The 12,161-nt window shown below is 68.4% G+C and carries 12 protein-coding genes and 1 pseudogene; 6 read left to right on the top strand and 7 right to left on the bottom strand.

Annotated features, from left to right (window positions below; all coding sequences use genetic code 11):
• The first annotated feature begins 100 nt into the window (after nt 1-100).
• On the top strand, nt 101-1,048 hold the full coding sequence (locus tag CF68_RS14510) for a LysR substrate-binding domain-containing protein (protein ID WP_010809162.1): 948 nt from the start codon (nt 101-103) through the stop codon (nt 1,046-1,048).
• 26 nt (nt 1,049-1,074) lie between these two features.
• Here CF68_RS14510 and CF68_RS14515 read toward each other — a convergent pair whose 3' ends face one another.
• Nucleotides 1,075-1,917 carry a substrate-binding domain-containing protein gene (locus CF68_RS14515; protein WP_035819910.1) on the bottom strand — a complete coding sequence of 281 codons (843 nt, stop codon included), beginning with the start codon at nt 1,915-1,917 and terminating at the stop codon, nt 1,075-1,077.
• 146 nt (nt 1,918-2,063) lie between these two features.
• Between CF68_RS14515 and CF68_RS14520 the strand changes: the two genes are divergently transcribed.
• The 5 genes from CF68_RS14520 to CF68_RS14540 all read left to right on the top strand — a co-directional run bounded on the left by CF68_RS14520 (nt 2,064) and on the right by CF68_RS14540 (nt 7,650).
• Nucleotides 2,064-3,161 (top strand): substrate-binding domain-containing protein, encoded by a 1,098-nt coding sequence (locus CF68_RS14520; RefSeq protein ID WP_035819912.1) that lies wholly within the window; start codon nt 2,064-2,066, stop codon nt 3,159-3,161.
• A 121-nt stretch (nt 3,162-3,282) separates the two neighbouring features.
• On the top strand, nt 3,283-3,885 hold the full coding sequence (locus tag CF68_RS14525; protein ID WP_035819914.1) for a DUF4126 domain-containing protein: 603 nt from the start codon (nt 3,283-3,285) through the stop codon (nt 3,883-3,885).
• 74 nt (nt 3,886-3,959) lie between these two features.
• A complete protein-coding gene (locus tag CF68_RS14530; protein ID WP_035819916.1) occupies nt 3,960-6,566 on the top strand; it encodes an ABC transporter permease in 2,607 nt (868 codons plus the stop codon).
• Nucleotides 6,567-6,592: 26 nt separating this feature from the next.
• Nucleotides 6,593-7,009: a group II truncated hemoglobin gene (locus tag CF68_RS14535; RefSeq protein WP_035819918.1), complete on the top strand. Its 417-nt coding sequence runs from the start codon at nt 6,593-6,595 to the stop codon at nt 7,007-7,009.
• A 44-nt stretch (nt 7,010-7,053) separates the two neighbouring features.
• Nucleotides 7,054-7,650, top strand: coding sequence for a DUF924 family protein (locus CF68_RS14540; protein WP_035819920.1), 597 nt, complete (start codon nt 7,054-7,056; stop codon nt 7,648-7,650).
• Between the two features lie 24 nt (nt 7,651-7,674).
• Here the strand turns inward: CF68_RS14540 and CF68_RS14545 are convergent, their stop codons facing one another.
• The 6 genes and pseudogenes from CF68_RS14545 to CF68_RS38335 form a co-directional block, all read right to left on the bottom strand.
• Nucleotides 7,675-8,259, bottom strand: coding sequence for a TIGR00730 family Rossman fold protein (locus tag CF68_RS14545; RefSeq protein WP_035819922.1), 585 nt, complete (start codon nt 8,257-8,259; stop codon nt 7,675-7,677).
• On the bottom strand, nt 8,256-8,957 hold the full coding sequence (locus CF68_RS14550) for a TetR/AcrR family transcriptional regulator (RefSeq protein WP_035819924.1): 702 nt from the start codon (nt 8,955-8,957) through the stop codon (nt 8,256-8,258). Before CF68_RS14550 ends, CF68_RS14545 begins: the two co-directional genes overlap by 4 nt.
• 102 nt (nt 8,958-9,059) lie before the next feature.
• On the bottom strand, nt 9,060-9,545 hold the full coding sequence (locus tag CF68_RS14555; protein WP_084187240.1) for a diacylglycerol kinase: 486 nt from the start codon (nt 9,543-9,545) through the stop codon (nt 9,060-9,062).
• Nucleotides 9,472-10,593 (bottom strand): glycosyltransferase family 1 protein, encoded by a 1,122-nt coding sequence (locus CF68_RS14560; protein WP_035819926.1) that lies wholly within the window; start codon nt 10,591-10,593, stop codon nt 9,472-9,474. Before CF68_RS14560 ends, CF68_RS14555 begins: the two co-directional genes overlap by 74 nt.
• 61 nt (nt 10,594-10,654) lie before the next feature.
• A complete protein-coding gene (locus CF68_RS14565) occupies nt 10,655-11,629 on the bottom strand; it encodes a UDP-2,3-diacylglucosamine diphosphatase (RefSeq protein ID WP_035819927.1) in 975 nt (324 codons plus the stop codon).
• A gap of 119 nt (nt 11,630-11,748) precedes the next feature.
• Nucleotides 11,749-12,161: pseudogene (locus CF68_RS38335) on the bottom strand (acetyltransferase); the annotation flags it as partial.

A 12,161-nucleotide genomic window follows, 5' to 3' on the forward strand; every position in this document is an offset into this window, starting at 1 on the left:
GGAGGTGATTTGACCGTTTGTGGGGCGCCTGTCATACACTATGCGCCGTTCCCATCCCCCACGCCACCCATCCGGCCCCCGCCGGAGGGCCGCCATCGCCATGCACGGACGCGACCATCTCGATACATATTTGCTGCGGGTGCTTCACACCCTGCTGACCGAGCAGAGCGTGACCCGCACGGCCGTGCGCCTGGGCCAGTCCCAGCCCGCCATCAGCAATACCCTGAAGCGCCTGCGGGAGATCACCGGCGATGCCATTTTGGTGCGGGGCAAAAACGGCATGGTGCCGACCGAGCGCGGCCGCGAACTGCTGGCGCTGGCCGAGCAGAGCCTGGCGGCGATGGACCGCATCGCGCGCCCGCCACAGCAGTTCGACCCGGCCACCACCACGCGCACCTTCCACCTGGGCGCGCCGGACTACCTGGACGCCTTCTTCCTGCCCAATATCGTCGAGCGCGTGCGCCGGCTGGCGCCGGGCGCCAAGCTGTTCGTGCATCCGATGACGTCGTCGTCGGACTTCCTTGACGACCTGGAACAGGGGCAGCTGGATATCGTGGTCGGCAACTGGCTATCGCCGCCGGAGCACCTGCATATCTCGCCACTGTTCGACGACGAGGTGGTGTGCATGCTGGGCGCGCAGCATCCGCTGGCGCGCAAGGGGCTGACGCTCAAGCACTACCTGGAGATGCCGCACCTGGCGCCGGCGCCCTATGCGTCGATGCAGCGCAGCATGATCGACCAGGCGCTGGCCGAGCAGGGCTACAAGCGCAATATCCAGGTCACGCTGCCGTATTTCGGCCTGGTGCCATATGTGCTGATGAAGACGGATATGGTCTTTACCACCGGCCGCCAGTTTGCCGCGCATTATGCGCAGTACCTGCCGATCCGCATGGTGCCCTCGCCGGTGTCGTTCCCGCGCATGCGCTTCTATCAGCTGTGGCATGAGCGCTGCCACGCGGCGCCGGATGTGATGTGGATCCGGCGCATGATCGCCGAGGTGGCGGCGGATCTGCCGCAGTTGCCGCGGCTGGAGGCAGAGGCCGGCTGAGCGGGCCGGGGCAGCAGGCCAGGGGCTTACTTTGCCTTGTAGCTCGGGAAGAACAGCTGCTCGCCTTCCACCTTGTACCCGGCAATCGCGTCCTGCCCTTCCTTTGACGTGATCCACTCCACCAGCTTCATCGCATCCGCATGGTTGATGCCCGCATGCCTGGCGGGATTGACCGCGATGATCCCGTACGGGTTGAACATCTTCGGGTCGCCTTCGATGGCGATGGCCAGGCCGGTCTTGGCGCGATAGGCGCCGTAGGTGGCGCGGTCCGACAGGGTATAGGCCGGCATCTGCGCGGCCATGGTCAGTACCTCGCCCATGCCCAGGCCGGCGTTGACGTACCACGGCTGGCCCTTGGGCTCGATGCCGAGCTGCTTCCAGTAGTCCTTCTCCATCACGTCGGTGCCGGAGTTGTCGCCGCGCGAAATGAACTTGCTGCCGCTGCCGGCAAGCTTGCGGAACCCCGCCAGCACGTCCTTGCCGCCCTGGATGCTCCTGAGGCCTGCCGGGTCGCTGGCCGGGCCGACCACGATGAAGTCGTTGTACATCACGTCGCGGCGGTTCACGCCGTAGCCGGCCGCGACAAAGGCGTCTTCCATCTTGCGCGCGTGCACCAGCAGCACGTCGACGTCGCCCATCTCGCCCATCTTCATGGCCTTGCCCGAGCCGACCGCGATCACCTTGACGGTGACGCCTGCCCTTTGCTCGAAGCGCGGCAGCAGGTACTTCAGCAGGCCCGAGTTCTCGGTGCTGGTGGTGGTGGCCAGCTTCAGTTCACCGCCATGGGCCGCCGACAGCAGGCCTACGCAGGCAATCGCGACGAGATGGCGCACAGGGTGGCGCAGGCGTTGGGCAAGGCGAGGCGGCATGCAGTGGGCTCCCTTTGTATTATGTTTTGTTGGACATAATTGCTTTTGCCTTTGGATCTCATGGAAAATGCGGCAAAAGAACATAAGAATGGGGTATTCATTGTGGTCCAGCCGAGATCGATAAGTAAATATGCTGCGGAGGACATATGACCTTCCGCTTTGACCTGTTCCCCGTGATCGCGCCCGACGACAATCCGCGCGCCAACGGCAAGGTCTTCCAACTGCTCAAGGCCGTGCGTGAAACCGGCTCGCTGCACCGCGCCGCGCGCGAGATCGGCCTGTCGTACCGCCATGCCTGGGGCGTGATGCGGGCCTGGGAGGAAATGCTCGGGCGCAGCATGCTCGATATGGAGCGCGGCCGCGGTGCCTCGCTGACGCGCTTTGGCGAACGCCTGCTGCGCGCCGAGCTGCGCCTGCGCGAATCGGTCGACCCGGTGGTGCAGAAGGCCATGGCCGACTTCATTGCCGAGCTGGACGATGCCCAGCAGCCGCAGTCGCAGGTGCATTTCACCGGCAGCCATGACCCGGCGGTGGAGGTGCTGGCCGCCGCACTGGGCGAGGCAAGAAACTCGCTGCAGCTCGATACGGTGTTTTGCGGCAGCGTGGAGGGGCTGATCTGCCTGCAGGAGCGGCAGTCGGAACTGGCCGGCTTCTATGTCTCGCCGGTGCAGACCGCGGGCTCGGTCGCGCATGTGACGCTGCGCAAGTGGCTGCGGCCGGCCGCGGTGCGGCTGCTGCGGCTGGCCTGGCGCGAACAGGGGCTGATCCTGGCGCCGGAGGTGGCGCGCGAGGTGCATGACCTGCGCGAGCTGGCGCGCACCCAGGCGCGCTTCGTCAACCGGCAGCGCAGTTCGGGCACGCGTATGCTGTTCGACCAGCTGCTGGCCGCGCAGGGCCTGTACCCGGACCAGATCGCCGGCTACGACGAGACCGAGTTCAGCAACGAGAAGGTGGCCGAGGCCGTGCACGGCGGCCGCGCGCAGGCCGGTTTCGGGCTGCGCATGAATGCCGAGGCCCACGGGCTGGCCTTCGTGCCGCTGACGCGCGAGGCCTACTACCTGGCGCTGCGCAAGAACGACCAGACCGCCGGCTGGATGGCAGCACTGCTGGCCCTGCTGGCCGACCCGGCCTTTGCCCGGCGCATCGAGGCGCTGCCCGGCTACACCATGGCCGAGCCGGCCGGCATCCTGACGCCGCAGGAGGCGTTGCCGTGGTTCGGGCCGGGCGGCAAGGAAGACAACTGAGAGCCAGCCAGGCGGCATGACGCCGACGGGCGCGCGGCTGCGCGGCCCGGTCCGTATTACACTCCCTGCCAGGCGCGCCGTGGTTTGCATCGGCTTGCGCCACACCCTTGCAAGGAGCGCCATGCTGGAAACCGCCGCGCTGGCCGCGGGCATGTCCTGGGCCAGCGGCTTTCGCCTCTACCTTGCGGTGCTGGCCGCCGGCGTGCTGGCGCGCCTGGGCTGGCTGGACCTGCCGCCCGGGCTGCAGCCACTGGAATCCTGGTGGGTCATCGGCGTGGCCGCCGTGCTGGCCGTGGCCGAATTCGTCGCCGACAAGGTGCCGGCGTTCGATACCGTCTGGGACGGCATCCATACCTTCATCCGCATCCCCGCCGGCGCGATCCTGGCCGCCGCCGCCTTCGGCCAGCTGGATCCGCAGTGGATGGTGGCCGCTGGGCTGATCGGCGGCACGCTGGCCGGCACCGCACATGCGGTCAAGGCGGGCACGCGCGCGCTGATCAATGTGTCGCCGGAACCGTTCTCCAATTGGACGGCCTCATTCACTGAAGACCTGACCGCGACCGGCAGCCTGCTGCTGGCGTTCTTCCTGCCGGTGGTGTTCCTGGTCTTGCTGGTGGTCTTCCTGCTGGTGTCAGTGTGGTTGCTGCCGAAATTGTGGCGCGGCGTGCGCCGGCTGCATGCGAGCCTGCGCGGCAGGACTGAGCGGCCTGGCACACCTCGCTAGCTTCCCGGCCATTCCCGTTTTTTTTGACTGACCCGAGGCGCGCCGCCGCCAGAAACCAAGAACCAAACCAACCGATGCCTCCCGAGTCCGCCATAGAAGCCCCGGCCACGGCCGCCAACCCCGCCGGCACGCGCCCCGCGCATGGCGGCCGCTTCTCCGCCTGGCGCCAGGCGTTGCGCATGGCGCGGCGCGACTGGCTGGCCGGCGAGCTCTACCTGCTGCTGTTTGCGCTGGTGCTGGCCGTGGCCGCGCTGACCAGCGTGGGCTTCATGGCCGACCGCATGCGGCTGGGGCTGGAGCGCGACGCGCGCCAGATGATCGCGTCCGACGTGCTGCTGGTGGCTGACCAGCCCTTCGATGCCGCCTTCGCGCAGCGTGCGCAAGCGGCCGGGCTGGCCGTGGCCCAGACCGTCACCTTCCCGAGCATGGCTACTGCCAACGGCAAGGCTCCGGCCGGCGGCGACGCCCCCAGCCAGCTGGCCGCGCTCAAGGCCGTGACCGACGGCTATCCGCTGCGCGGCAAGCTCAAGGTAGCCAGTGCGGCGGGGGCGCCGGATGCTCCCGCCGAAGGCATTCCCGCGCCGGGCACGGTGTGGGTCGACGAGGCGCTGCTGGGCGCTCTGGGGGTTGCCATTGGCGACACCCTGCAGTTGGGCAGCCGCAGCTTCCGCATCGACCGCATCATCACGCAGGAACTTGATCGCGGCACCGGCTTCATGAACTTCGCGCCGCGTGTGCTGATGCCGCTGTCGGACCTGGACAGCACCGGGCTGATCGGCTGGGGCAGCCGCGTGACCTACCGGCTGCTGGTGGCCGGCCCCGACGCCGCCGGCGCCGCCTTCCAGAAATGGGCGCAGGACGAGATCGGACGCCGCAAGCTGCGCAATACCCGGGTCGAGTCGCTGGAATCGGGCCAGCCGCAGATGCGCGCCACACTGGACCGCGCCGAGCGCTTCCTGTCGCTGGTGGCGGTGCTGTCGTCGATGATCGCGGCGGTGGCCATTGCCATGTCGGCGCGCCGCTATATGCAGCGCCACACCGATGCCTGCGCGGTCTACAAGTGCCTGGGGCTGTCGCGCGGGCAGATCCTGCGCGCCTTCGGGCTGGAATTCCTGCTGGTGGGCGCGGCCGGCGCGCTCGCCGGGGTGCTGCTCGGCTACCTGGCGCACTACGGGCTGCTGCTGTCGCTGGGCGGGCTGCTCAAGGTGTCGCTGCCGCAGCCGTCGCTACTGCCGGCGCTGGTGGGCGTGCTGGCCGGGCTGGTGTTGCTGACCGGGTTTGCGCTGCCGCCGCTGCTGGCGCTGACCCGGGTGGCGCCGCTGCGGGTGCTGCGGCGCGATATCGGGCTGCCGCCGGTGTCGGCCTGGGTGGCCTATGCGCTGGGCCTGGGCGCCTTTGTGGGGCTGCTGCTGGTGGCGGCGCGCGACCTGAAGCTGGGGCTTACCACCGCGGGCGGCTTTGTCGCGGCGGGCGTGGTCTTCGCGGTGCTGGCGCTGGGGCTGCTGACGCTGCTGTCGCGCCTGCTGCGGGGGCGCCTGCGCGGGCGCGCGGCGATGGGCTGGCGCTTTGCGCTGGCGGTGCTGGAACGCCGCCGCGGAGTCACGGTGCTGCAGACCGTGGCGCTGGCGGTGGGGCTGATGGCGCTGCTTCTGCTCGGCATGACCCGCAACGACCTGGTCGATTCGTGGCGCCAGGCCACGCCGGCCGACGCGCCCAACCGCTTCATCATCAATATCCAGCCGGACCAGCGCGAACCGCTGCGCCAGATGCTGGCCGGCGCCGGCATCAACGACCTGCTCTACCCGATGGTGCGTGGGCGCCTGACCCATATCGGCGAGCGCGCCATCCGCGGCGACAGCTTCGAGGACGGGCGCGCGCGCAACCTGGTCGAGCGCGAATTCAACCTGTCCTATACCGATGCGCTGCCCGAGGGCAACCGCGTGATTGCCGGGCGCTGGTCCAACGGCTCGGACGCCGGCGCCTCGGTGGAAGAGGGCATCGCCAAGACGCTGGGCATCCGGCTGGGCGACACGCTGCACTTTGACGTGGCCGGCCAGGCGGTGCAGGCCCGCGTGACCTCGCTGCGCAAGCTCGACTGGGGCTCGATGCGCGTCAATTTCTTCGTGATCCTGCCGCCGCAGGCGATGCAGGGGCTGCCCGAGACCTACATCACGTCGTTCCACCTGCCGCCCGCCAGCACGGCGCTGGGCAACCGGCTGATCGCGGCCTTCCCCAACATCACCGTGGTCAATACCGACCTGATCCTGCGCCAGATCCAGGACATCCTGGACCAGGTGATCGCGGCGGTAGAGTTCCTCTTTGTGTTCACGCTGGCCGCCGGCGTGACCGTGCTGTACGCGGCGCTGTCCGGCGCGCGCGACGAGCGCATGCGCGACGCGGGCCTGCTCAAGGCGCTGGGCGCCTCGGCCGCGCTGGTGCGCCAGACCCAGTACGCCGAATTCCTGGTGGTGGGCGGCCTGGCCGGATTCCTGGCCAGCCTGGGCGCGATCGCGGTGGGCTGGGGCCTGTCGCAGTTCGTGTTCGATTTCCCGTACCGCTTCAATGCCTGGATCGTGCCGGTAGGCGTGGTTTCTGGCATGCTGTGCGCTTTTGCCGGCGGCTGGCTGGGCCTGCGCGAAGTGCTGCGCCAGCCTGCGCTGGCGACCTTGCGTGATGCCTGAGGCAGCTTGCGTAGAACGAGTGTGTGATGAGTACTGAATCCAACGACAAGCCCGGCACGGCCGAGGTGACCGCATTTGAACTGGTGGGCGGCGAGGCGCGCGTGCGCGAACTGGTCGACCGCTTCTACGACCTGATGGACCTTGAGACCCAGTTCGCCGGGCTGCGCGCGCTGCATCCGCCCTCGCTGGATGGCTCGCGCGACAAGCTGTTCTGGTTCCTGTGCGGCTGGCTGGGCGGCCCCAACCACTTTATCGAGCGCTTCGGCCATCCGCGCCTGCGCGCGCGCCATATGCCGTTCGAGATCGGCATGAGCGAGCGCGACCAGTGGATGCGCTGCATGGCGCTGGCAATGCAGGACATCGGCCTGTCCGAAGACCTGCAGCTGCGCCTGATGCAGGCCTTCTTCCAGACCGCCGACTGGATGCGCAACGTGGCGCGCTGAGGCGCCGCCGCTCGCTTCTTTCCACCGAAAGGGTTCCCAAGTTCATGACAGACCAACTGCCTGAAGACGCCCTGCGTTTGCTCGATTTCTGGTTCGGCCGGCCCGGTTCTGCCGCCTGGAATACCGAGCGCCCGCAATGGTTCACCAAGTCGGACGCCTTCGATGCGCAGATCCGCACGAACTTCCTGTCCGACTGGCAGGTCGCCTGCGACGGGGCACCGGACGACTGGTCGGTCACGCCCGAAGGCGCCTGCGCGCGCGTGGTGCTGCTGGACCAGTTCCCGCGCAACATGTTCCGCAACGAGCCACGCAGCTTTGGCAGCGATGCGCTGGCCCTGGCGTTGGCCAGGCGTATCGTCGCCACCGGCATGGACCGCAAGCTGCCCACGGACCACCACCGCATGTTCTGCTACATGCCGTTCGAACATTCGGAGGCGCTGGAGGACCAGGACGAGGCGGTGCGCCTGATGACGCAGCTGCGCGAGGCCAGCGGCGGGGTGGTGGATGTGGTGGAGTGGGCCGAGAAGCACCGCGCGATCATCGCGCGCTTCGGCCGCTTCCCGCACCGCAATGCGGTGCTGGGCAGGCAGAGCACCGAGCAGGAACTGGCGTTCCTGCGGCAGCCGGGCTCGTCGTTCTGAACCAGGCCGGCAGCAGGGGCGCGCTCAGGTCTTGTCGCGCGCCTGTTGCCACTTGTCGACGCGCACGCGCGGCGCGGCCGCCAGCTGGCCCAGCAGGCCGGTGGGCGTGTCTGCCACATGCAGCAGGTCGGCATGCACCTGCTTCATGAAGCCTTCCTGCACCGCGTGCGCAAGGAAGCCCAGCAGGCCGTCGTAGAACCCGTTGACATTCAGCAGGCCAACCGGCTTGTCGTGGTAGCCCAGTTGCAGCCAGGTGAAGGTTTCGAACAGCTCTTCGAAGGTGCCCACGCCGCCCGGCATGGCGATGAAGGCGTCGGCACGGTCCGCCATCATCTGCTTGCGCTCGTGCATGTTGCGCACCACGTGCAGCTCGGTCAGCCCTTGGTGGCCGACTTCCTTCTGCATCAGCGCGTCGGGGATGATGCCGATGGCGCTGCCGCCATGTTCCATCACGGCGTCGGCGACGATGCCCATCAGGCCCACCTTGCCGCCGCCGTACACCAGCGCCAGGCCGCTTTCGGCCAGGGTGCGGCCGAGCAGGCGCGCGCCTTCGGCGTATTCAGGACGGTTGCCGGGGCTGGAGCCGCAATACACGCAGACCGATTTCACTTTGCTTCCTTTGCCGCGTCGGCTGCGGCCTTGGCTGCCGCGTAGTCGCGCGCCAGCTGGTCGAATGCATCCCGGGCCCGGCCGCGCAGGTAGGGCGCCAGGATCGAGAAGATGTGGTAGCTTGATCCGTGCAGGTAGCCGCGGATCTGCTCGGGGTCGTTGTACTGGCGCGGATGCTGCACGAACTGGAACGACAGCCAGTAGGTGGCGATCACCACCATGTTGGTGCAGATGGTCTCGACCTGATCGGGCGTGGCTTCCATTTCGCCGTCTTCGATGAACTGCCGGCAGATCTCGTGCGCAAAGCGCTTCTTCTGCTCGACGATGCGCTTGAAGTTGGTCTCCAGCATCCGGTTGCGCGCCAGCAGGTCGTTGATGTCGCGGTACAGGAAGCGGTAGTTCCACAGGAACTCGGACATGTACTGCAGGTAGCCCCAGCTTTCGTCCAGCGTGGCCTTGTGGTCGTCCGGCATCTTCAGGCGCCGTTCCATCTCCTGCTCGAAGCGCACGAAGATGGAGTTGATGATGTCGTCCTTGTTGCGGAAGTGGTAGTAGAGATTGCCGGGGCTGATCTCCATGGCTTCCGCAATCGTCGTGGTGGTGACGTTGGGTTCGCCGACTTCGTTGAACAGGCGCAGCGAGACGTCGAGGATGCGGTCCCTGGTGCGGCGGGGGCCGGTTTGCGGTTTCGGTTCCATGGGCGTCCGGGCGATCGGTGCGATCAGTAAGTCGGGGGGCAGGGTAGCGATTATAAGCAATCGGCCCGGCCACCCCATCCGGCATCCCCGGCGAGTGACGGATCAGCCCGCCAGCGCCCGCACCCAGCGCACCACGTGCGGCCCGGCGATGGCGACCCAGGTGCCGCCGCACAGCACCAGCGCCAGCATTACCGCGGCGCTGCCGAAATCCTTGGCACGCTTGGACAGGCTGTGCCGCTCCAGCGAAATGCGGTCGATCGCCGCCTCGACGCTGGAATTGAGCAACTCAACGATCAGCACCACCAGCAGCGTGCCCAGCAGCAGGATGCGCTCGACCACGTCCACCGGCAGCAGGAACGCCCACGGCGCCAGGATCACCACCAGCGTCAGTTCCTGGCGGAACGCGCTTTCCTCGAGCACCGCATAGCGCAGCCCCGACAGCGAATTGATGGCCGCATGCCAGGCGCGCGTCAGGCCGCGGTTGCCCTTGTGGGGGTTCTGCTCGATCGAATAGTCAGCGCTCTGGACTGCCTGCGGCGGCCTCTGCAGAGGCGGGTCGGACGGCAGTTCCGGATGGGGTTTGGACATGGTTTTGCGGGGCGGGTTGGGCCGCTGCGCTGTCGCGGCCTGGCTTGCCGGCAGCGAACGGCCGAAGGTGGGCCAGGAACTGCTCGGAGGCGGCGCGCCAGGAGAACCGCTCGGCGTGGGCGCGGGCGGTGGCGCGGTCGATGCGCAGCGCTTCCAGGCAGGCTTCACGCAGGTCTTCGTGCATCACGCCGGCGGGGCTGTCGCCCAGCACATCGATCGGGCCGGTGACCGGATAGGCGGCCACGGGCAGCCCGCTGGCCAGCGCTTCCAGCAGCACCAGCCCGAAGGTGTCGGTGCGGCTCGGGAACACGAACACATCAGCCGAAGCATACACCCGGGCCAGCTCGGGCTGGCTCAGCACGCCCAGGTAGTTGGCGCCCGGATAGCGCGCGCGCAGCGCCGGCAGCGCCGGGCCGTCGCCGACCACCCACTTGGAGCCGGGCAGGTCCAGCGCCAGGAAGGCCTCGACGTTCTTTTCCACCGCCATGCGGCCCACGTACAGGAAGATCGGGTGGGCGGTGTTGAGCACATTGGGGCGCTGCAGCGTGAACACGTCCAGGTCCACGCCGCGCGTCCACAGCACGGCGTTGGTGATGCCATAGCGCCGCAGGTCGTCCAGCACCACCGGGGTGGGCGCCATCACCGCCTGGGCCGGGCCGTGGAACCAGCGCAGGAAGCGGTACGTCCATGCCAGCGGGATGCCGAAGCGTGCCTGCACGTATTCCGGAAAGCGCGTGTGGTAGGCGGTGGTGAAGGGCAGCCGGCGGCGGATCGCGTGGCGCCGCGCGGCCAGGCCCAGCGGCCCTTCGGTGGCGATATGCAGGGCGTCCGGCGCGAAGGCTTCGATGCGGCGCTGCACGCGCACCGCCGGGAACAGCGACAGGCGGATCTCGGGGTAGGTCGGGCACGGCACGGTGCGGAATTCCAGCGGCGTGATCATGTCGACCGTGTGGCCCATGGCTTCCAGTTCGCGGCGCGTGGACTTGAGCGTGCGCACCACGCCGTTGACCTGCGGTTCCCAGGCATCGGTGACGATCAGGATCTTCATGCAGCCTCCTCGGGCGCGGTGGAAGGGCAATGCGGATGGGGCAATGGGTGGCAGGCGGGGATCAGCCCGCCACGGCGGCGCGGCGACGGCGGCGCGTGGCCGGGGCCGGCGCGTCCAGCAGCGTGGTCCAGTAGACGATCTTGAGCTCGCCTTCCATGGTCTCGACCAGTGCCGACAGGCTTTCGACCCAGTCGCCGTCGTTGCAGTAGAGCTGGCCGTTGACCTCGCGGATCTCGGCCTTGTGTATATGGCCGCAGACCACGCCGTCGCAGCCGCGGCGGCGCGCTTCATCGACCATCGCGCTCTCGAAGGCGCCGATGTAGTTGACCGCGTTCTTGACCTGGTGCTTGAGGAACTGCGACAGCGACCAGTACGGGAAGCCCAGGCGCGCGCGCAGCCGGTTGAAGTGGCGGTTCAGCGCCAGTATCACCGTGTACAGCGAATCGCCCAGGTAGGCCAGCCAGCGCGCATGCTGCACCACGCCGTCGAACAGGTCGCCGTGCACCACCCACAGCCGGCGCCCGGTGGCGGTGACGTGCACCGCCTCTTCGCGCACGGTGATGTCGCCGAAGGCCACGCCGTCGAACTGGCGCGCGGCCTCGTCGTGGTTGCCGGGCACGTAGATCACTTCAGTGCCCTTGCGCGCCTTGCGCAGCAGCTTCTGCACCACGTCGTTGTGGCTTTGCGGCCAGTACCAGCCGCGGCGCAGCTGCCAGCCGTCGATGATGTCGCCGACCAGGTAGAGCTGGTCGGACTCGTTGTGCTTGAGGAAGTCCAGCAGGTAGTTGGCCTGGCAGCCGGGCGTGCCCAGGTGGATGTCCGACAGCCAGATGGCGCGGTAGCGCTGGATCGGGTGCGGCTCGGCCGGGTAGGTCTGCTGCTGTTCGCGCTGGGGCGCCAGCGCGGCATCCAGGGCCGGCGCCATGAAGGCGGTCAGCGGCGCGGTGCTGTCGCTCTCAGGGCTGCGGCGCAGCCATTGCGTCAGTTGCGCGGTCTTCGACAAATACCCGCGGGCAGATCGGATTGCTTGCACTATGGCAGTCCCGGTTGCGGCGATGGCTGCATTCAGCCAGCCCGCGATGACGGTGCCGTGACGGAAACATGACTGACATGTGAATCGTGGCGGAAGTGGAACAGCCCGGGCTGGTGCAGGTGTCAGTGCCCGCGGGCGGACAGCTCTGCGAGGGCGTCGAGTACCGCACGCACGGCGGCGGGATGGCGCAGCAGCGTGACATGGCCGATGCCGGCCAGCGCAATATGCCCGGCGCCGTCGAGCCAGCCGGTGCAGGGCGGCCCGGCGATCGAGTCATGCCAGCTGAAGATCGAGATCATGCGCGCGCGGCGGCGCGGGCTTTCAGCGGCGGCAAGCGCGCGCAGCCAGGGGCTGCCGCAACGCATCTGGCGCGCATTGGCGCCGCCGCCAAAGCGCGCCAGCGCGCTGCCGTGGTGGGGGCTGCCCAGCGTCACCACGCCGGCGCAGACGTCTTCGTCGCCCGCCAGCTGCAGCGCGGCGCGCGCGGCCAGCCCGCCCATGCTGTGGCAGACCAGCAGCGGCGGGGGCCCCGCCC

This window comes from Cupriavidus sp. SK-4 (assembly GCF_000611125.1).
In the GTDB taxonomy this organism is placed as follows: domain Bacteria; phylum Pseudomonadota; class Gammaproteobacteria; order Burkholderiales; family Burkholderiaceae; genus Cupriavidus; species Cupriavidus necator.

Bases quoted from the DNA above. Each gene is read 5' to 3' on its own strand.
- CF68_RS14510 (WP_010809162.1), top strand. From the start codon at position 101: ATGCACGGACGCGACCATCTCGATACATATTTGCTGCGGGTGCTTCAC.
- CF68_RS14515 (WP_035819910.1), bottom strand. From the start codon at position 1,917: ATGCCGCCTCGCCTTGCCCAACGCCTGCGCCACCCTGTGCGCCATCTC.
- CF68_RS14520 (WP_035819912.1), top strand. From the start codon at position 2,064: ATGACCTTCCGCTTTGACCTGTTCCCCGTGATCGCGCCCGACGACAAT.
- CF68_RS14525 (WP_035819914.1), top strand. From the start codon at position 3,283: ATGCTGGAAACCGCCGCGCTGGCCGCGGGCATGTCCTGGGCCAGCGGC.
- CF68_RS14530 (WP_035819916.1), top strand. From the start codon at position 3,960: ATGCCTCCCGAGTCCGCCATAGAAGCCCCGGCCACGGCCGCCAACCCC.
- CF68_RS14535 (WP_035819918.1), top strand. From the start codon at position 6,593: ATGAGTACTGAATCCAACGACAAGCCCGGCACGGCCGAGGTGACCGCA.
- CF68_RS14540 (WP_035819920.1), top strand. From the start codon at position 7,054: ATGACAGACCAACTGCCTGAAGACGCCCTGCGTTTGCTCGATTTCTGG.
- CF68_RS14550 (WP_035819924.1), bottom strand. From the start codon at position 8,957: ATGGAACCGAAACCGCAAACCGGCCCCCGCCGCACCAGGGACCGCATC.
- CF68_RS14555 (WP_084187240.1), bottom strand. From the start codon at position 9,545: ATGTCCAAACCCCATCCGGAACTGCCGTCCGACCCGCCTCTGCAGAGG.
- CF68_RS14560 (WP_035819926.1), bottom strand. From the start codon at position 10,593: ATGAAGATCCTGATCGTCACCGATGCCTGGGAACCGCAGGTCAACGGC.